This window comes from Pseudomonas sp. F01002 (genome assembly GCF_004402115.1).
GTDB lineage: Bacteria > Pseudomonadota > Gammaproteobacteria > Pseudomonadales > Pseudomonadaceae > Aquipseudomonas > Aquipseudomonas frigoris.
Window position 1 is genome coordinate 86,463 of the sequence record NZ_SOPU01000002.1, and the last position, 19,055, is coordinate 105,517.

Consider the following 19,055-nt stretch of genomic DNA (forward strand, 5'->3'; position numbering starts at 1 on the left):
TCCGACAAAGCCCTGAAAGTGCTCTACGGCAGCCTTTGCGGTGGTTATCGGAGTGCGTTTATAGCAAGAAATTCAATCACGCGGCTGTATATAGAAGACAAATGGTTGCGCCACGCGGGACAGGCGTGGCGCATTGGCTGCTTTATCTGAGACTCAGCGCTTGAGTTTGCGCTTGTTGCGGTACTGATCGATGACCACTGCGACCACGATGATCAGGCCTTTGATGATGTCCTGAATGTAAGCATCGACGCCGACGAAGGTGAAACCGCTGGCCATGACCCCGAGGATCAGTGCGCCGATGACCGTGCCGGTGATGCGCCCTACTCCGCCGGCCAGGCTGGTGCCGCCGATCACGGCCGCGGCAATCGCGTCCAGTTCATAAGACATGCCCATCCCGGCTTGCCCGGTCGCGGCCCGTGCCGACGCCACCACACCCGCCAGGCCTGCCAGCAACCCGGCGATGCTGTAGACGATCACCAGATGCCGCTTGACGTTGATCCCCGAGGTACGCGCCGCCTGCATGTTGCCGCCGATGGCGTAGGTGTATTTGCCGTACTTGGTGTAACGCAGGGCGATGTGAAAGATCACCGCGACCACCAGGAAAATGATCACCGGCATCGCGCCGTGTCCGATGGCCGTGTAGGAATCCGAGAGCATGCTCACCGGTTGGCCTTCGGTGTAGTAACGCGCAAGGCCACGGGCCGAGACCATCATGCCGAGGGTGGCAATGAACGGCGGGATACCGGTGATGGCAATGATGCTGCCGTTGATCGCCCCCGCCAGCAGTCCCACCCCGAGCCCGACAATCACCGGGATCCACACTGGCAAGTCAGTCAGCGAGGGGAACACTGCCCGAGCGAAGTCCGACGTCTGGGCCAGACTGGCGGCAATCATCGCCGACAGCGCCAGCACCGAGCCGGAGGACAGGTCAATGCCGGTGGTGATGATGACCTGGGTCACGCCGATCGCCAGCAGACCGATGATCGACACCTGCAGGATCATCAGCACCAGACGCTGGGAGTTCATCAGGAAGCTCTGGTCGCGCACGATCCAGCCAAACACTTCAAAGACCAGGCCGATGCCAATCAGCACAAGAAAAATACTCAATTCGGTCGGAAAGCGCCGGCGACTCTTGACCTGTGCCGTTGCTGGCTTGTTTTCCAGTATCGCGTTCATAAACACTCACCCTTCTATCGCGTTGCCGACGCTGGCCACAACCAGCACCGGCATCCATTAGTGAACCGCGGACATGCCCGAGGCCAATTGCATCACTCGTTCCTGGGTCGCTTCGCTGCGGTCGAGGGTGCCCATCAGGTCGCCCTCGTGCATGACCATCACCCGGTCGCTCATGCCGAGCACTTCCGGCAGTTCCGAGGAAATCATGATCACCGCCATGCCTTCGCTGGCGAGGTAGGAAATGAGCCGGTAGATCTCGGCCTTGGCGCCGACGTCGATACCGCGGGTCGGCTCGTCGAGAATCAGGATCCGCGGATTGGTCATCAGCCAGCGAGCCAACAATGCCTTCTGCTGATTACCGCCGGACAAGGTGTCGATGCACTGTTCCAGCGACGGGGTTTTGACCCGCAGCTTCTTGCACATGTCTTCGCACAAGGCGCGCAGGGCTTTTTGCTGGATGAAACCGTGGCCGGCGTAATGCGGCAACACTGCCATCTCCATGTTCTCCAGCACCGACAGGCACGGGAACAGGCCGCTGAGCTTGCGATCTTCGGTCAGTAACGCGAAGCCCTTCTCGATCGCCATGTGCGGATCACTGATGCGCACCACCTCGCCGTCGAGACGAATCTCGCCACCGTCGCTCGGGGTGATGCCGAAAATCGCTTCGGCAACGTTGGTCCGTCCCGAGCCCATCAACCCGGCTATGCCGAGGATTTCGCCGGCGTGCAGGTCAAAGGAAACATCCTTGAAAATGCCGTCCAGTTTCAGGTCGCGCACCGACAGCAGCAGATCGCCGATCGGCTTTTCACGCACCGGGAACAACTGGCTCAGCTCGCGGCCGACCATCATCGAAATCAGGCTGTCGCCGTCCATGCTGTCGGCCCGCTGCAGCCCGATGTAGGCGCCGTCACGGAACACCGCCACTTCATCGGCGATGCTGAACACTTCGTTCATTTTGTGGGTGATGTAGATGATGCCTTTGCCCTGACTCTTGAGGTCGGCAATGATCGAGAACAGATGCGCGACTTCCTTGTCGGTGATGGCCGAGGTCGGTTCATCCATGATCAGGACGTCGGAATCGTAGGACACGGCTTTGGCGATCTCGACCATCTGCCGTTCGGCGATGCTCAGGTTGCCGACCTGCTCTTGCGGATCGAGGTTGATCCGCAGGCGTTCCAGCAGTTTCGCCGTGCAGCGGTGCATTTCACGGTGGTCGATCATGTGGAAACCGTTGAGCTGCTCACGGCCGATCCAGATGTTCTCGGCGATGCTCATGTGCGGCATCAGGTTGAGTTCCTGGTGAATCATCGCGATCCCGGCCTGGAGCGCAGCCAATGGCGTTTCGAAAACCACCGGTTTGCCTCTCAGGCGCAGTTCACCGGCGTCCGGCTGATAGATGCCGGCAATGATTTTCATCAGGGTGGATTTGCCCGCGCCGTTTTCGCCCATCAGGGCCAGCACGGAACCGGGGCGTACCCGAAGCTGCACATCGGACAAAGCCACCACACCGGGAAATCCCTTGCTGACGTTGATGATCTCCAGCAGGTACGGCTCATCGACAGGTGTTGCAGCTGGCTGGATACCCACCAACGGGGTGCTCGAAGCAGTCGCTGAAGCGAACATGATCAGGTACTCCATCAGCAAGGTCGCGGTCGCAACCTTGCGTATTTATTGTTGTTATTGAACGGACGGGCTATTTGAACGTGTCGACGTTTTGCGGGGTGATCAAGCGGTATGGCACCCACACGGCCTGTTCAACCGGCTCGTTCTTGGCCATTTTCACGGCGGTGTCGATCGAACCGTCCGCCTGACCCTTGGCATCCTGGAACACCGAGACCGCCAGGGAGCCCTTCTTCACCGCGTTCAAACCATCGGGCGTACCATCGACACCGGCGATCAGCACGCTACCCTTTTCGACGCCCGCCTGTTGCAGGGCCATGGCCGCACCAATCGCCATCTCGTCGTTGTTGGACACGATCGCGTCGAACTTGCGGCCCTGGGTCAGCCAGTCGTTGACCAGGGTCATGCCCTTGTCCCGCGACCAGATGCCGGTCTGCTCTTGCTCGATCTTGATGTTCGGGTATTTGGCCAGAACGTCTTTGACGCCCTTGGTGCGGTTGGTGGTGGAGTTGTTCGCGAGGTCGCCCAGCAGAATCACGATGTCGCCCTTGCCACCCATTTTGTCCGCCAGGTACTGCATCTGCATTTCACCGGCCTCCAGATCGTTGGAGGCGACAGTGACTACGCCTTTGGGCAGCTTCAGGTCATCGGGACGGCGGTTGACGTAGACCAGCGGGATGCCGGCCTTGACGGCGGCTTCGGTGATTTTCTTGGTGGCGGCGGTATCCACCGGGTTGACCACGATGGCATCGACCTTCTGGCTGATGAAGCTTTCGACCTGGCTCAACTGCTTGACCACGTCGCTGCGGGCGTCTTCGAATTGCAGCTGCACGCCCTCGGGATAGGACTTGGCTTTCTTGTCCATGGATTCGCGCAGGTAGGTCAACCAGGTGTCATCGAATTGGGACATGCTGACGCCGATCTTCATATCGGCGAGCGCCGCGCCACTGGCGAACATCAGGGACAAGGCAAGTGAGGCGAAGCGGATCTTGGTCTTCATGAAAAGTCTTTCTCCACATTCTTGTTGGTTTTATGGATGAGGCATGACGATTTCAGTAAGCAGGCAAGCAGGAAAAGGGTTGAAACAGGTAGCGAGGCAGGTCGCTGAAAATGACTTTATTAGAAAATAATTTCTATATCAGCTCATTTTAGAATTTTATTCTAATTTTATTCCATGGCTCTCTAACGGGCTCAATGCCACCACTTGATGCCGCTCGAAGCTTAGTCGCGCAGCGTCTAGCACCCGGGTGGTCGCCAGTGCATCACGGGCGTCCACCGGCAGTGGGCCACCGCTCTGCAACGCGGCTTGTAGCTGTAAATAGAACTGATTCCAGCAACCGCGCTCGGAGGGAACCCGCTCGCGCACTTCGCCCTGTTCGAACCAGCCCCAGCGGCGATGCTCTTCAACGCCCCAGCGCTCACCTTCGGATTTGGGCGAGAGCCCGGCGAGTGTCGATGCTTCTTGCCCGTCCAGGCCATCGACGCTGTAACAACCTTGGGTGCCGGTCACCCGAAAGCGCGGGCCGGGGGTGTTTTGCAGGCAACTGCCGCCCAGGTGGGAGGTGACGCCACTGGCATGGGTCAGGGCCATAAAGAAGCCGTTATCGAAGACCTGGCCTTTTTCCAGGTAATCCAGCTCGGCGTAGACCCGTGTCACCGGGCCGAACAACTGCAATGCCTGATCCACCAGATGACTACCGAGATCGCGCAGGAAGCCACCGCCACTGCCGTTGTTCACCGCCTGCGGTGAATAACGCTCGATCCGCGATTCGAAACGGGTGACCCGGCCCAGCGCACCGGATTCGATGAGTTTGCGCACGGTGAGGAAGTCCGAGTCCCAGCGCCGGTTCTGGTAGACGCTGAGCTGCACACCCTGGCGCTCGGCCATGGTGATCAGGGTTTGGGCTTGCTGCGCATCAGCGGCGAACGGTTTGTCGCTGACCACCGCCACACCGTGTTCGATGCCATCGAGCACCAGCGCCGGACGGCCCTTGAGCGGAGTGGACACCACCAGCACATCGATCCCGGCCTCCACCAGTTGGCCGATGCTGTCGAACGCTGGCACCCCAGGGTGCTCGGCCGCCAGCAATTGTCGGCGCTCCGGTGAACGGGTGACCACACCCACGAACTTCGCCGCCGGCAAACTGCTGATCAGCGGAGCATGGAAAAACCGGCCGCCATGGCCGTAACCGACAAGTCCGATACGCATGAATCAACTCCTTCTTATTGTTATGACGATCGAAATGGTCCTGTAGGAGCTGACGAGTGAAACGAGGCTGCGATCTTTTGATCTTGAAAGATCGCAGCCTCGTTTCACTCGTCAGCTCCTACAGGGGTTTGTGGTGTCGTCAGCGACAGAGTTCGCTTTTGACCCGTTCAAGCATCATCCGGTTGGATTCATCCGGCCGGTCTTCCCAGGCAAACACCGAGACCGTGGCGATGCCGTCGAACTGAATCTCGCGCAAGGTGCCGAAAAACGCGTCCCAATCGACTTCACCCTGACCGATATCCAGATGCTGGTGCACGGTGGCAACGACACCCGGCGGGTTGACGATGTAGCGCAACCCGGAAGAAGCCTTGTGGTTGTAGGTGTCGGCGATGATCAGGTGGCTCAGCTTCGACCCGGCATACTTGAGCATCGAGGCAATATCGCCTTTGCCGTCGTCATAGAAGAAGGTGTGCGGCGCCGCGTAAAGGTAGTTGATCCACTCGCGATCCAGACCGCGAATGATGTCCACCGATTCGTTGTTACGCTCGCAGAAGTCGTAAGGATGAGCCTGGATATCCAGCTTGATGCCTTCGCGTTCGAACTCCGGGATCAGCTCGTCCATGGAGCGCATGAACTGGTTCTCGCACACCAGCGGGTTGTCCGACTGGCCGGTGAACTCGGTGTTGACCAGCTCGCAGTCCATCTCCACGGCAATCTGGATCGCCCGTTTCCAGTTGCGTACGGCGGCAACACGCAGGCCTTCGTCGGCAGCGGCCCAGTGGTACATCGGTAATAAGGAAGACAGTTTGACCCCGGTGTCGCTCAGGGCTTTGCGAAACTCCTTGATCCGCGCCTTGTCGACGCGAGGTGCTTTGTAGAACGGCAGGAAATCTTCCCGGGGCGAGAGTTCGATGTGTTCGTAACCGAGCTCGGCGACCTTATCGACCATCTTGCCCAGGGACAAAGTGCGGTACATGTAGGGGTCTAGTGCGATGCGCATTTTATTGTTCTCCTTCACCAAAATTCGACACCGCCCCCCTGTAGGAGCTGTCGAGTGAAACGAGGCTGCGATCTTTTGATTTTTAAGATCAAGATCAAAAGATCGCAGCCTCGTTTCACTCGGCAGCTCCTACAGGGGATCGGGGGTTAGCCGTAGAAGTGTGGGCGGTCTGGGAGTGCGACTTTGACGATCTGGCCGCTGTTCTGTGCTTCGATGCACGCGTCTGCTGCGACGGCAGCGGCGAAGCCATCCCACGCCGAAGGCCCACCGACCTGCCCGGCCCGCACGCCATCGATGAACGCCTGCAACTCGACGTCGTACGCCGCGATGAAGCGATCCTTCCAGTCCATCAGAATCGCGTTGGACAACTTCGCCCCGCTGCGCAACTGAACCTGCGATGGCTCCGGCAGTTTGGCGATGCCGGTCTCCCCCACCACTTCGCACTGGATGTCGTAGCCGTATTGGCAATTAACGAACACTTCCACGTCGATACGCGTGCCCTTGGCGGTTTCCAGCAGCACGATCTGCGGGTCCTTCAAATGCGCGAGGGCCTTGCTGCTCTTGCGCGGGAACACCACTTGCACCGACACGTAATCGTCATCGAGCAACCAGCGCAACACATCCAGCTCATGGATCAGGGTGTCGGTGATCGCCATGTCGGTCTTGTAGTTTTCACCCACGGTCGGGTTGCGGTGCGCGCAGTGCAACATCAGTGGCTCACCAATCTGACCGCTGTCGATCACTGCTTTCAGTGCCCGATAACCTTCGTCATAAGGGCGCATGAAGCCGACCTGCACCAGGCGTTTGCCGTGGGCCACTTCGGCCTCGACGATTTTGCGGCAGCCTTCAGCGGTGACCGCCAGCGGCTTTTCGCAGAACACCGGCTTACCCGCGGCAATCGCGGCCAGCACGAACTCTTCGTGGCTCGGGCCCCAGGAGGTGACGAGGATCGCTTCGACTTCTGGCGCCTTGATTAGCGCGTGGCCGTCGGGATAGACCTCGGCGGTCAGTTTCAGGTCGGAAACGACCTTCGCGGCTTGCTGCAAGTTGATGTCGGTTACAGCAACTACCTGGCTATTGAGCAGGGTCTGGCTGCAACGACGGATATGGTCCTGGCCGATGGCCCCGGTGCCGATGACGCCGATCCGCAGTGAATTAGAGAGCAATGACATGGAGATTCTCCTGTGAAAACTTTGTTGTTGGTATCAAGGGCAATCAGTACTGACGGGCCTTGGCCAGTCGTTCATTCAGGGTCTTGGCCACCGCATCGGTGCGGGCGCTGGTGGAGACTTGCGCCACGCCGACCCGCCACCACGACAGGTATTTGTGAATCATGGTTTTGGGCAGAACCTTGATGTCGATCAGCGTCGACACGGTCTGCAATCGCGCATCGGCCAATGCAGCTTGCAGCTCTTCAACGGTGTTCACCTTGTAGGTCTTGCAGCCATAGGCCGCCGCGCTCATGGCGAAATCCACCGGCACGAAACCGCCGTCGAGCTTGCCGGTTTCCGGGTTGCGGAAACGGAACTCGGTGCCAAAGCTGTCCATGCCGTGTTCCATCTGCAGGTTGTTGATGCAACCGAAGGTCATGTTGTCCAGCAACACCACGTTGATCTTGCATCGCTCCTGAATCGAGGTCGCCAGCTCTGAGTGCAGCATCATGTAAGAGCCGTCGCCGACCAGCGCGTAGACCTCGCGATCCGGCTCGGCGAGTTTCACGCCCAGTGCGGCGTTGACCTCGTAACCCATGCAGGAATAGCCGTACTCGACGTGATAGGTGTTCACGCCCTTGCTGCGCCAGCTGCGCTGCAAGTCACCGGGCAGACTGCCGGCGGCGGCGACGATCACGGCGTCATCGGCGAGGGTTTCATTGAGCACGCCGAGCACGCGGCTCTGGGTCAGGCAGGAACCGGTCAGCTCGATGAATTCGCGCAGCACCGCCGGGTCCGTGTGGTCGTTGATTTCCGGGATGAAGTCTTTGCTCTGGTATTCGACCTGATAGATACGGTCGACTTCCTCGTCCAGTTGCGCCTTGGCCTGACGCGTTTGATCGCCCCATGCAGAACGGTAATCGCCCAAGGCTTCAGCCAAGGCTTGCAAGCCGACGTTGGCGTCCGCCAGCAGTTGTACACCGTCGAGTTTCAGGGCATCGCACGGGCTGATGTTGAGGTTGAGAAATTGCACGTCCGGGTGCTGGAACAGGGATTTCGACGCGGTGGTGAAATCGCTATAGCGGGTGCCGACACCGATGATCAGGTCCGCATCCTTGGCCAACAGGTTCGCGGCCAGGCAACCGGTTTCGCCAATGCCGCCCACGTTCAGCGGGTGACTGGACACCACCGCACTCTTGCCGGCCTGGGTTTCGGCGAAGGGAATATCGAAGCGCTCGGCAAACGCCTGCAACGCGGCATTGGCGCCAGAGTATCTGACCCCGCCACCGCAAATGATCAGCGGTTTGCGCTTGCCTTTGAACAGCGCCAGCGCATCACCGAGCATCGCTTCAGTCGCCGGACGACGCTCGATGCGGTGCACGCGTTTTTGCAGGAAGTAATCGGGGTAGTCGTAGGCCTCGGCTTGCACGTCTTGCGGCAAGGCCAGGGTCACCGCGCCGGTTTCGGCGGGGTCGGTGAGCACACGCATGGCGTGGATCGCAGCCGTCATGAGTTGCTCGGGACGGTTGATGCGGTCCCAGTATTTGCTCACGGCCTTGAATGCATCGTTGGTGCTGATGCTCAGGTCGTGGAACTGCTCGATCTGTTGCAGCACCGGGTCCGGCTGGCGACAGGCATAGACATCGCCGGGCAACAGCAGCAAGGGAATGCGGTTGGCGGTCGCCGTCGCGGCAGCGGTCAGCATGTTCGCCGCGCCAGGGCCTACCGATGAGGAGCAGGCGTAAATCTTGCGCCGCAGGTGTTGCTTGGCAAAACCGATGGCGGCGTGGGCCATGCCTTGCTCGTTGCGCCCCTGATGGACGATCAGGTCACCGCTGTCCTGCTCCAGGGCTTGCCCCAGGCCCAGCACATTACCGTGACCGAAAATGGTAAAAATCCCGGCGACGAATTTGCTTTGAACCCCATCGACCTCGATGTACTGGTTATCGAGGAATTTCACCAGGGCCTGGGCCATGGTCAGTCGTGTCGTAGTCATAACCGATCCTTTCAAATACACACCCGATCCCTGTAGGAGCTGCCAAAGGCTGCGATCTTTTGATGTTGCTTTTTAAGATCAAGATCAAAAGATCGCAGCCTTCGGCAGCTCCTACGGGGGATGTGTCAGGTCAAAGATTTTTGCAGGTGATCCATGCTCGCACCGATCGCCTGCTGGATATCCGCCAGGCCATGGACGCTGTCGGCAAACGGTTCGAACGACAGGTAGCCGCTGTAGCCGCTGCTGAGCAAGGTGTCGATTTGCGCCGCGTTGCCAAGGATGTCGCCCTCGCCCACCAGCACCCGATGCCCGTCGCGAATGCTCGCCAACGGTGCCTCGGCATCGTCGACACCGGAGATGTGCACCAGCCCGGTCAGTTCGGGGAAGAACTCATGTTCGCCGGCCAGGTGATGGTGGAAGGTGTCATGCACCAGACGGAACACATCCAGCCCGCCGACGGCCTTGATCGCGTCCACTGCCGTGCGCTTGCGGCGCAGCGAGCACTCTTCGAAACCCAACGGCTCGATGAAACCGAGAATGCCGTGTTCGCGCAGGATCGGCGCCAGTTCAGTCAACGCCGTGCGCAGACCTGAAGCGCGTGCGGCCTCATTACGCGGGTCGGCACGGTCGTTGAGCGGGCACATGACCAACCCTTGAGCGCCGCAATCACGGGCAAAAGCGGCCAGCTTCAAGGCCTGTACACGACGCTCGTCATTCCACACATCAAACGGATACAGCGCGTTGATCGACAGCACCGTAATGCCGTTGGCGGCACACAAGTCACGGACACGCTCGGGCGCGGTGCCGTCTTCGATCTCGACACCTTTAAGGTCGTTGCGAATTTCGATGGCGTCGGCCTTGAGGGTCACCGCCAGCTCGATGAACGCCGGCAGGGACAAACGTGGGGCGACCATACGGTTCAGGGCGAAACGCAGGGGTTTGCTCATTATTGTTGTTCTCCGCACAGGTGAATTAGTTGGCCGTCGGCATGCTGAATTCAGGGCCTTTGGCGATACTGTCGGGCCAGCGCTGCATCACGCTTTTGTAGCGGCTGTAGAAGCGGATGCCTTCTTCGCCGTAAGCGTGGTGATCGCCGAACAGCGAGCGCTTCCAGCCACCGAAAGAGTGCCAGGCCATCGGCACCGGAATCGGCACGTTGATGCCGACCATGCCGACCTTGATCGTGCGGGCGAAGGCTCGGGCGATGCCGCCATCGCGGGTGAAACAGGACACGCCGTTGCCGAACTCGTGGGCGTTGATCAACGCGACGGCGCTGGCGAAGTCCGGTACCCGAACGATGCCCAGCACCGGACCGAAAATTTCCTGTTGGTAGATGCTCATCTCGGTCGTGACGTTGTCGAACAGCGTCGCGCCGACAAAGAAACCGTTCTCGGCGCCCGGCACCTTGAAGTTGCGGCCATCGACAATCAGCTGCGCGCCCTGGGCCACGCCTTCGTCGATGAAACCTTCGACTTTGGCCTTGTGCTCGGCGGTCACCAGCGGCCCCATGTCGCTGTCGCCCTTCAGGCCGTTACCAACCTTGAGCTGATCAATACGCGGCAGCAGTTTGGCAATCAATTGGTCGCCGACATCGCCCACCGCCACGGCAATCGAAATCGCCATGCAGCGCTCGCCAGCCGAGCCGTAAGCCGCCCCGATCAAGGCATCCGCCGCTTGATCCAGATCCGCGTCAGGCATGACGATCATGTGATTCTTCGCCCCGCCCAGTGCCTGCACGCGCTTGCCGCGCGAGGTGGCTTGCTGGTGGATGTACTCGGCAATCGGTGTCGAGCCGACAAAGGAAATCGCCTCGATGTCCGGGTGTTGCAGCAACGCGTCGACCGCGGTCTTGTCACCCTGAACCACGTTGAACACACCGTCCGGCAAACCGGCTTCGCTCAATAATTTCGCCATCAACAAACTGGCGGACGGATCGCGCTCGGACGGCTTGAGGATGAAGCAGTTACCGGTGATCAGCGCCAGCGGGATCATCCACAGCGGCACCATCACCGGGAAGTTGAACGGCGTGACGCCGGCACACACGCCCAGCGGCTGACGCAGGTTCCAGTTGTCTATGCCGCCGCCGATGTTGTCGCTGAACTCGGTTTTCAGCAGGTTCGGCGCACCGCAGGCGTACTCGACGATTTCGATGCCCCGGGTGACTTCGCCCTTGGCGTCCGAAAACACCTTGCCGTGTTCGCGGCTGATGATTTCTGCCAGCTCATCATGATGTTGGTCGAGCAATTCCTTGAACTTGAACATCACCCGCGAACGGCGCAGGGACGATTGTTCGGACCAGGCCGCAAAGGCTTTCAGCGCCGAGGCGACGGCTTCGTCTACGGTCTTCTGGCTGGCCAGCCCGACGCGCGCCTGAACGCTGCCGGTGGCCGGGTTGAAGACGTTGCTGAACCGTTCGCTGTTGCTGTCTTGCACTTGACCGTGGATGTAATGGCCGATGATCGGGGCGTTGCTCATTGATCGTGTTCTCCGTGCAGAAATTGGAATTCAGGCTGATTAGTTCAGAGATCCAGCAGCCAGCTGTGCTGCGGATCGTTATGGAACTGCCAGACACGTTTCGGGCCGGCCATCACGTTCAGGTAGTACGACTCGTAGCCGTACGGCACGCTGACCGGGTGGTAGCCCTTGGGCACGACGACCAGGTCGCTGTTTTCCACGGCCATGGCCTGATCGATGCTGCGATCGTCGGTGTACACCCGCTGGAACACGAAGCCCTGGGGTGGGTTGATCTGGTGGTAATAGGTTTCTTCGAGAAAGCTCTGGTGCGGCAAATCGTCGGTGTCGTGCTTGTGCGGCGGGTAGCTCGACGAGTGGCCCGACGGCGTACGCACTTCTACCACCAGCAGCGAATGGGCCGGCTCGGTGTCCGGCAGAATGTCGCAGACGTAACGAGTGTTGGCGCCTTTGCCGCGCACGCTGCGTTTCATGGTGTCGGGTTTGATCAACCGTGGGCTGTAGGAGCTGCCGAAGGCTGCGATCTTTTCGCTTTTAGCTTCAGTAGTGAATCCAGGCGCAGAGCACACGGCGATTTGCACATCGCTGAGCGCGACCACTTGCGCCTGACTGCCGGGTGGCAAGTACGCGGCGAAGGGGGATTTGTCTTCGAACACCGACTGGCGATCGCCGATGTTGTCCCAGTCGAACGCATCCTGCCCCGGCGCTTCACCCTTGATGCTGACCCGGCCGCTGAGCAGCACCAGGCACAGTTCTTTATCACCGGCCGACACCGGCAGGGTTTCGCCCAGACTCAGGCGGTAAGCGGCGAAGCCGACGTATTCCAGCTCACCTTTGCCCAGCTCGACCATGGTCCGGCCACGGGCATTGCTTTTGACCAGCAGGCTCATAATGCAGTCCTCTCGTCGAGCAGCGCACGCAGGGTGTCATAGCCTTTTTTGGCATAGACATAACTCGGCGCCACCGCGGGGTCCTGCTCGGCTTCGACCACCAGCCAGCCGTGGTAACCGGCAGCCAGCAGCACATCGAGCAAAGCGCCGAAATCGATGTCGCCATCGCCGGGCACGGTGAACGTGCCGTTGATGATGCAGTCCGGAAAACTCCACAGATTGTTGCGGGCCAGTTGCACCACCGGTTTGCGCACGTCCTTGAAATGCACGTGACAGATGCGTTCGATGTGTTTGCGCAGCACCTGCAAAGGCTCGCCGCCACCCATGTAGCAATGGCCCGAGTCGAACAGCAGGCCGACTTCACTGCCGGTCAGGGCCATCAGTTTGTCGATGTCGGCCGGGGATTCGACGTAGGCGCCCATGTGGTGGTGGTAGGCCAGACGCACACCTTGGGACAGGGTGAAGCGCGCCAGTTCGGTGAGCTTGTCGGCGTATTCCTGCCAGGCGTGTTCGGTGTGGAATCGCGGGCGTTCAACCAGTGGAATGCGCTGGCCTTGAATGGAGTCGGCGACTTCACCGTACACCAGCACCTTGGCGCCGTTCTTCGCCAACAGCTCGACATGGCTGCCGATGGCGTCGATTTCTTCGGCCACCGAGCGGCGGGCCAGACGGCTGGAATACCACCCGGACACCAGGGCCAAGTCGTATGGCCGCAGCACGTCACCGACGCCTTTGGCATCCTTGGGGAACTTGCCATTGAGTTCGAAACCTTCGTAGCCGATTTCCTTGCCTTCACTCAGGGCGGTGCTCAGCGGCGTCTCGCCACCGAGGGACGGCAGGTCGTCGTTGCTCCAGGAGATCGGGTTGATGCCAATTCGAATAGCGGGCATGGCTGCACCTTTTATTGTTTTACACAAATCAGTAAGAACGACACAGGACCCTTGTGGGAGCGGGCTTGCTCGCGAAAGCGGTGTGTCAGGCGACAAAAATATTGGATGTGCCGGCCTCTTCGCGAGCAAGTCGAATCGTCGCACCGCCGCTCCCACATTGGGTTTGCGTCAACCCATCACGCGCGCGCTGTGCGCCAGGCATCGATCAGTTCGACGAACGTGCCCTGCACCTGGCGGATCAGCGTTTCGTCATCGATTTCACCGGCCATCCACGCGCGGCTCGGCTCCTGGAAAATCGTCCGGCCGACTGCAAACCCACGGCAAGTCTGGCTCTGGCGGGCCTGTTGAAACCCTTCGGCCAGTGCTGCTGCCGGTGCATTCAGCCCCAGCAACACCACGCCTCGGCAGTACGGATCACGCTCTTGAATCAGCTCGTCGAGTTGTTTCCACTCCTCGGTGCTCTGCGCTTCGATCTTCCACCACGCCGGGTAAATGCCCAGGTTGTAGAGGCGTTTCAGCGCGCGATACAACACGTCCGGATGGGTCGACGGATGATCCTTGGGCGGGATGATTTCCAGCAGCAGTTCATGACCGCTGACCTGGGAGGCCTGGTACAAACCCTTGATCTGCGCTTCCTGTTCCAGACGCAGCAACGGCTCATCGTCAGGGTGGAATTGCACCAGGCACTTGATGATTTGTTCCTGCGGCCAGGCGATCAGGTTGCTGCCGATGGAGCGCCCATGTTCGAAGGCCAATGGCCGCGAACCCTGCACTTCCACCGGACGCGCCACCCACCAGCCGCGACCGGTGGCGGCGTTCAGCGAGTCCTGGCCGAAACGTTGATCGGCCAGCAGCCCGACATCGGCCTCGATGCCCTGCTCGCGCAAATCGGCTTCGACCCGCTCCACGGCTTTGATAAACAGTTGCTTGAGTTCGCCGATGGCGCTCAGGTCGCGACCGCCCTTGTGCGCCAGTTCCACCAGTTGCCCGCGATGGTCGAAAGCAAAAATGAACAGCTGCTTCCACTGTTTGCGCGGCACGCTGACCTGATGCAGACGCTGCAACACCGCGTCCTGATCCGGCCGGGTAATCGGCACAGGACTGTTAAACAGATAGTCGAGTTCGGCGCGGGTCGGCATGGCCGGGGCGCAGGCATGGCGCGACACCACCAGACCGCCGCAGGCATTGGCCAACTGACAGCAGCGCTCGTCGCTCGCATCCTCCAGCCAACCGGCGAGGAAGCCGGACATGAAGGCATCGCCGGCCCCCAGCACATTCAACACTTCCACCCGAACGCCGGGATAAATGGCGCCGTCTTCAAGACGTGCCGGGATCACCCCGTGAATCACCGTGCAGCCCTGCGGGCCGAGCTTGACCACCAGGGTCGCCGCGCTCAGGCGCCGCACATTACGCAGTGCGGTGAGCAAATCTTCGGAGCCACCGGCCATCAGGAATTCTTCTTCCGTGCCGACGATCAGGTCGAAACGCGGGAGGATTTTCTGCACATGCTGGCTGACGTTCTGGTCGGCGACGAAGCGGGTTTCGCCATCGGCCTTGCCGGCCAGGCCCCAGAGTACCGGGCGATAGTCGATGTCCAGCACCCGTTTGACGTTGTGCTTCTCAGCGTAATCCAGCGCCTGGATGCTCGCCTTGTAGACGCCGTCGGTGGAGAAATGGGTGCCGGTGATCAGCAAGGCTTTACTGGAAGCGATGAAGGCTTCACTGATGTCTTCTGCCCGCAGCGCCATGTCGGCACAGTTTTCGCGGTAGAAGACCAAAGGAAAGGTTTCGCGATCTTTGAGGCCCAGCAGGACCATGGCGGTCAGGCGTTCCGGATCGACCTTGATGCCGCTGACATCGCAACCTTCGCGGGTCAGGGATTCAACGAGGAAGCGGCCCATGTGGTCGTCCCCTACCCGGCTCAGCATCGCCGATTTCAGGCCCAGCCGAGCCGTGCCGAAAGCGATGTTGGCGGACGACCCGCCGAGGTATTTGGCGAAGCTTGAAACATCTTCCAACCGCGCCCCGACTTGCTGCGCATAGAGGTCGACGCCAAGGCGCCCCAGGCAAATCAGATCCAATTGACGCCCACTGGCAAAACGAGTCTGGCCCATGTTGGCTCCTGTTATTTTTATCAGCCTGCGTTCGGGGCGATGGCCGCGCCGAACACGCTTGGTGGATGCAGACTAAAACGTCCGGGACCGAACAATCAATAATTATTCTAAATATTTTTTACGTGGAATATTTTTTCCAATAAACTTGGGTACAAGCGTTCCAGTGGCAGTGCATCGTTTCAGCACACCTCGCACTGACCGCAAGCTCAAGATTTTATTCCGGCCTACCCTGTAGACTGCGCACAGCCAACCTATTGTCAGGGGATGACGCTCTCTGTCGTCCCTATAAGAACAAGCCAGAAGGATTCCTTATGACCCGCACCGATCAGCCGGAGACGACCGAGAGCACGCCCGACAGCGATCTCGCCAGCCCCCCGATCAACGCCGAGCGTCTGCTGCAGCTGATCACCAACGAATACGAAAGCCTGCCGCGCCAGCTCAAACGTATCGCCAGTTACATGAGCCAGCAGAGCGACCGGATCATGGTCGACCGCATCAGCGACATCGCCCGCGAGTGCGAAGTGCACCCGTCGGCGATCGTGCGGTTTTCCCAGCGCTTCGGGTTCAGTGGCTTTAGCGAAATGCAGGCGCTGTTCCGCGAGGCCTATACCCACAAGACCACGCCGGTGCAGAACTACCAGCAGCGCATTCGCAGCATGATCGCCAACAAGTCGCAGAAGGCCAGCGGCGGCGACCTGGCCCGCGAGTGCATCAATGCGACCCTGTCGGGCATCGAACGGCTCGGGCTGGAACTCGATGACCAGGCCTTCGACAAGGCCGTCGACCTGGTGGTGAATGCCGACAATATCTACGTGGTCGGCGTGCGCCGTTCGTTCGCGGTGGCCGACTACCTGGTCTACAACCTGCAACACACCAACAAGCGCATCCATCTGGTTTCGGGGCTCGGCGGCAGCTACCGCGAGCAGATGCGCAGCGTGCGCGCCAATGACCTGGTGATCGCCATCAGCTTCACGCCCTACGGCAAGGAAACCCAGCACTGCCTGCGCATTGCCCAGCACCATCAGGCCAAAACCCTGATCATCACCGACAGCAACCTCTCGCCCCTGGCCAAACGCGCCAACACCGTGCTGCTGGTCAACGAGGGCAGTTCGTTTGCCTTCCGTTCGTTGAGTGCGACGCTGTGCCTGTGCCAGGCGCTGTTTATCGCCGTGGCCTATCGGCTGGAATTGAAGGTCGATGAGATTCACGAACAGGTCGGCTTCGAGGATTAGCGCCCACGCCGTTTGCAGCTCGCTGAAGCTAAACTAAGGTTGTCCATCCCGAAATGGACATCTGAAGGAGCGGTTCAATGAAGCTGATCGGCATGCTGGATTCACCCTACGTGCGGCGCGTCGCCATCTCTGCCAAACGCCTTGGCATCCCACTGGAACACCAGTCGGTTTCGGTGTTTCGGCATTTCGAGCAATTCCAGCAGATCAACCCGGTGGTCAAGGCGCCCACCCTGGTGCTCGATGACGGCGAGGTGTTGATCGACTCGACGCTGATCATCGACTACCTGGAAGCCTTGGCCGGTCCTGGCAACAGCCTGATGCCCGACGATCTCGATCAACGCCTGCGCTCATTGCGCATGATCGGCCTGGGGCTGGCGGCGTGCGAAAAGTCCGTGCAGCTCTACTACGAACGCAACCTGCGGCCAGCGGAGATTCAGTTTGAACCGTGGGTGGAGCGGGTCGAAGGACAATTGGCGGCCGCCTATTCGGCGCTGGAGCGGGAGCTGGAAATGCAGCCGCTGAAGACTGACGGGACGATTGCTCAAGACGGGATTACGTTGGCGGTGGCGTGGAGTTTCACCAATCTGGTGGTGCCGGATCAGGTGGATGTGAATCGGTTTCCACAGATCAGTGCGTTTACGGCGTATGCCGAGGGGCTTGAGGATTTCGTCAGTACACCGATCGAATGATGGTTTGAAGATCAAAAGATCGCAGGCTGCGCCAGCTCCTACGGATGTATGCGGATCCCTGTAGGAGCTGGCGCAGCCTGCGATCTTTTGGCTTTGTTCCCCCCCCAAAAAACGCGAAACGCCGCTTCTACCCGAGGCAGAAGCGGCAGAGGCATGTGCCCCAGCGTAAGTCAGTGCATGAACAGGGCGATCAGGATGATGATCGGGATCGGTACGCCGAGAAAGAACAGCAGTAATGAGCGCATGGTAGTTCTCCTGGGGTTAGCGAACAGGCAGTGAAGTGGTGGTCACGTTAGCGTCGGATTCCAGATACACCACGGCATCCCGACGACGGCCGCCAAAGGTTGCAGCGAGGCTGGCGAAAAACGCACCGATCAGCAGCGCAATGAACATCCACAGCGAAGTCCAGGCAGCGACTTTGGCGGCGGTGTCGGCGGCTTGTCGGGCGGCGAGTTTGGCGTCGGCCACGGCTTTTTGCGTGCGGGCATACACTTCATCAACGCGACGTTCCGCGTCCGCTTGAGTGAGGTTGGTCCGTTGGGCAACCAGTTGCGCCAGGTAGGTGCGGTCTTCGGCAGCCAGTTGACCGTCGTTGCTCAGGCTGCGCACGAAGATGCGTGTCACGGTGCCATGAACGGCGTCATCACTGACCGCCGCCGGGCGATCATCGCGCAACAGACTGTCGACGAAGTAACCGTACTGGTCACTGTCAGTGTTGCCGACAGCCGTGCCGGCTGCTTGAGTCGCGGCACTCGCGGCGCCACCGACCATGCTCGCCCCGGCCTGCACGCCACCGCTGACAATGCTGCTGACCGAGCCGACCACCAGCGTCGCCGTCACCAGCGTTGCCACGCACCAGGCCAGAAAGCCATGGGCGGTGTCACGGAAGTAAACCTCATCACCGTGCATGTACGCCCACTTCACCCGCAGACGACCGGCGATGTAACCGCCAAGCCCGGAAGCCACGATTTGCGTAGCCGCCAGCCAGACAATCGTTGAAATGCCCAGGCCCTTGGCGCTCACCCCTTCATTGGCCCACGGCGACACCGCCGAAAAACCCAGGCCAAAGCCGAGCAGCACGAGAATCAACGACAACGCCGCCGCCGCAGCGGCCCCCGCGAAGATCGCCCCCCACGACACGCCAGAGAGCGTGCTGGTTTCTTCGAGGGCAGGATAGAAACCATCAGAGGATCTATTCATTGTTATATCGCTCCAGGCAGGAAAGATGATGTTACAACTCTTCAACGGAGGAATTGCAGTCACCGTGCCATTCGCCAACTTTAAATAAATCGCTGGTTTTCAATAAGTTATAAAGTTTGAACTTCCAATGGCCATGCAATTTGCAAGGAAGCGGTCTGTAGCGGCGGGTTTTATGCATTGACCGGGAGCGGTGTTTTCAATGGAAAAATCAAAAGCTCGCAGCCTGCAATCTTTTGGCGTTACGAGCCAATCTGCAGCCACCCGCAGCCCTACCACTCGTCCGACAAACCCTCTTACCTGTTATTTCTGACAGTAGCCAACCCTCCCGCTCCAGGCCTTAAATCACTCCATCGCCTTTCACCGACCGGAGTGCCGCCATGCTCGTCCAAGCCCTGAAAAACCTCAGCCCACTAGCC

General features: G+C 59.8%; 15 protein-coding genes. 2 read left to right on the forward strand and 13 right to left on the reverse strand.

Annotated features, from left to right (window positions below; translation table 11 throughout):
• Positions 1-153 precede the first annotated feature (153 nt).
• The 12 genes from E3W21_RS00530 to iolC form a co-directional block, all read right to left on the reverse strand.
• The gene (locus tag E3W21_RS00530) at positions 154-1,176 is read right to left on the reverse strand and encodes an ABC transporter permease (protein WP_134417169.1); all 1,023 of its coding nucleotides are present in this window, start codon (positions 1,174-1,176) and stop codon (positions 154-156) included.
• Between the two features lie 57 nt (positions 1,177-1,233).
• Entirely contained in the window at positions 1,234-2,799 is a 1,566-nt protein-coding gene (locus E3W21_RS00535; RefSeq protein WP_134417171.1) for a sugar ABC transporter ATP-binding protein, read from the reverse strand.
• Between the two features lie 70 nt (positions 2,800-2,869).
• Complete coding sequence (locus E3W21_RS00540) at positions 2,870-3,796, reverse strand: sugar ABC transporter substrate-binding protein (RefSeq protein ID WP_134417173.1); 927 nt, start codon at positions 3,794-3,796, stop codon at positions 2,870-2,872.
• A gap of 156 nt (positions 3,797-3,952) precedes the next feature.
• Positions 3,953-5,005: a Gfo/Idh/MocA family protein gene (locus E3W21_RS00545; protein ID WP_134417175.1), complete on the reverse strand. Its 1,053-nt coding sequence runs from the start codon at positions 5,003-5,005 to the stop codon at positions 3,953-3,955.
• Between the two features lie 139 nt (positions 5,006-5,144).
• Positions 5,145-6,005: a sugar phosphate isomerase/epimerase family protein gene (locus E3W21_RS00550; protein ID WP_129443399.1), complete on the reverse strand. Its 861-nt coding sequence runs from the start codon at positions 6,003-6,005 to the stop codon at positions 5,145-5,147.
• A gap of 146 nt (positions 6,006-6,151) precedes the next feature.
• On the reverse strand, positions 6,152-7,177 hold the full coding sequence (locus tag E3W21_RS00555) for a Gfo/Idh/MocA family protein (protein WP_129443397.1): 1,026 nt from the start codon (positions 7,175-7,177) through the stop codon (positions 6,152-6,154).
• Positions 7,178-7,220: 43 nt separating this feature from the next.
• Positions 7,221-9,152, reverse strand: coding sequence for a 3D-(3,5/4)-trihydroxycyclohexane-1,2-dione acylhydrolase (decyclizing) (gene iolD / locus E3W21_RS00560; RefSeq protein ID WP_134417177.1), 1,932 nt, complete (start codon positions 9,150-9,152; stop codon positions 7,221-7,223).
• A gap of 125 nt (positions 9,153-9,277) precedes the next feature.
• Positions 9,278-10,099, reverse strand: a complete 822-nt coding sequence (locus E3W21_RS00570) for a TIM barrel protein (protein WP_134417179.1) — start codon at positions 10,097-10,099, stop codon at positions 9,278-9,280.
• Positions 10,100-10,124: 25 nt separating this feature from the next.
• Positions 10,125-11,627, reverse strand: a complete 1,503-nt coding sequence (locus E3W21_RS00575) for a CoA-acylating methylmalonate-semialdehyde dehydrogenase (RefSeq protein WP_134417181.1) — start codon at positions 11,625-11,627, stop codon at positions 10,125-10,127.
• A gap of 44 nt (positions 11,628-11,671) precedes the next feature.
• Positions 11,672-12,514 (reverse strand): 5-deoxy-glucuronate isomerase, encoded by an 843-nt coding sequence (iolB, locus tag E3W21_RS00580; RefSeq protein WP_134417183.1) that lies wholly within the window; start codon positions 12,512-12,514, stop codon positions 11,672-11,674.
• Positions 12,511-13,404, reverse strand: a complete 894-nt coding sequence (gene iolE, locus E3W21_RS00585; protein ID WP_134417185.1) for a myo-inosose-2 dehydratase — start codon at positions 13,402-13,404, stop codon at positions 12,511-12,513. The genes iolB and iolE overlap by 4 nt, the downstream gene beginning before the upstream one ends.
• Before the next feature lie 176 nt (positions 13,405-13,580).
• On the reverse strand, positions 13,581-15,518 hold the full coding sequence (iolC, locus tag E3W21_RS00590; RefSeq protein ID WP_134417187.1) for a 5-dehydro-2-deoxygluconokinase: 1,938 nt from the start codon (positions 15,516-15,518) through the stop codon (positions 13,581-13,583).
• 311 nt (positions 15,519-15,829) lie between these two features.
• On the opposite strand from iolC, the gene E3W21_RS00595 reads away from it, so the two are divergent.
• A complete protein-coding gene (locus E3W21_RS00595) occupies positions 15,830-16,750 on the forward strand; it encodes a MurR/RpiR family transcriptional regulator (protein WP_134417189.1) in 921 nt (306 codons plus the stop codon).
• A gap of 77 nt (positions 16,751-16,827) precedes the next feature.
• Positions 16,828-17,439 (forward strand): glutathione S-transferase, encoded by a 612-nt coding sequence (locus tag E3W21_RS00600; RefSeq protein WP_134417191.1) that lies wholly within the window; start codon positions 16,828-16,830, stop codon positions 17,437-17,439.
• A 261-nt stretch (positions 17,440-17,700) separates the two neighbouring features.
• Here E3W21_RS00600 and E3W21_RS00605 read toward each other — a convergent pair whose 3' ends face one another.
• Positions 17,701-18,639, reverse strand: coding sequence for a hypothetical protein (locus tag E3W21_RS00605; RefSeq protein ID WP_129443381.1), 939 nt, complete (start codon positions 18,637-18,639; stop codon positions 17,701-17,703).
• Positions 18,640-19,055 lie beyond the last annotated feature (416 nt).

Bases quoted from the DNA above. Each gene is read 5' to 3' on its own strand.
- E3W21_RS00595 (WP_134417189.1), top strand. From the start codon at position 15,830: ATGACCCGCACCGATCAGCCGGAGACGACCGAGAGCACGCCCGACAGC.
- E3W21_RS00530 (WP_134417169.1), bottom strand. From the start codon at position 1,176: ATGAACGCGATACTGGAAAACAAGCCAGCAACGGCACAGGTCAAGAGT.
- E3W21_RS00555 (WP_129443397.1), bottom strand. From the start codon at position 7,177: ATGTCATTGCTCTCTAATTCACTGCGGATCGGCGTCATCGGCACCGGG.
- E3W21_RS00605 (WP_129443381.1), bottom strand. From the start codon at position 18,639: ATGAATAGATCCTCTGATGGTTTCTATCCTGCCCTCGAAGAAACCAGC.
- E3W21_RS00535 (WP_134417171.1), bottom strand. From the start codon at position 2,799: ATGTTCGCTTCAGCGACTGCTTCGAGCACCCCGTTGGTGGGTATCCAG.
- E3W21_RS00540 (WP_134417173.1), bottom strand. From the start codon at position 3,796: ATGAAGACCAAGATCCGCTTCGCCTCACTTGCCTTGTCCCTGATGTTC.
- iolD (WP_134417177.1), bottom strand. From the start codon at position 9,152: ATGACTACGACACGACTGACCATGGCCCAGGCCCTGGTGAAATTCCTC.
- iolE (WP_134417185.1), bottom strand. From the start codon at position 13,404: ATGCCCGCTATTCGAATTGGCATCAACCCGATCTCCTGGAGCAACGAC.
- E3W21_RS00575 (WP_134417181.1), bottom strand. From the start codon at position 11,627: ATGAGCAACGCCCCGATCATCGGCCATTACATCCACGGTCAAGTGCAA.
- E3W21_RS00545 (WP_134417175.1), bottom strand. From the start codon at position 5,005: ATGCGTATCGGACTTGTCGGTTACGGCCATGGCGGCCGGTTTTTCCAT.
- iolB (WP_134417183.1), bottom strand. From the start codon at position 12,514: ATGAGCCTGCTGGTCAAAAGCAATGCCCGTGGCCGGACCATGGTCGAG.
- iolC (WP_134417187.1), bottom strand. From the start codon at position 15,518: ATGGGCCAGACTCGTTTTGCCAGTGGGCGTCAATTGGATCTGATTTGC.
- E3W21_RS00550 (WP_129443399.1), bottom strand. From the start codon at position 6,005: ATGCGCATCGCACTAGACCCCTACATGTACCGCACTTTGTCCCTGGGC.
- E3W21_RS00600 (WP_134417191.1), top strand. From the start codon at position 16,828: ATGAAGCTGATCGGCATGCTGGATTCACCCTACGTGCGGCGCGTCGCC.
- E3W21_RS00570 (WP_134417179.1), bottom strand. From the start codon at position 10,099: ATGAGCAAACCCCTGCGTTTCGCCCTGAACCGTATGGTCGCCCCACGT.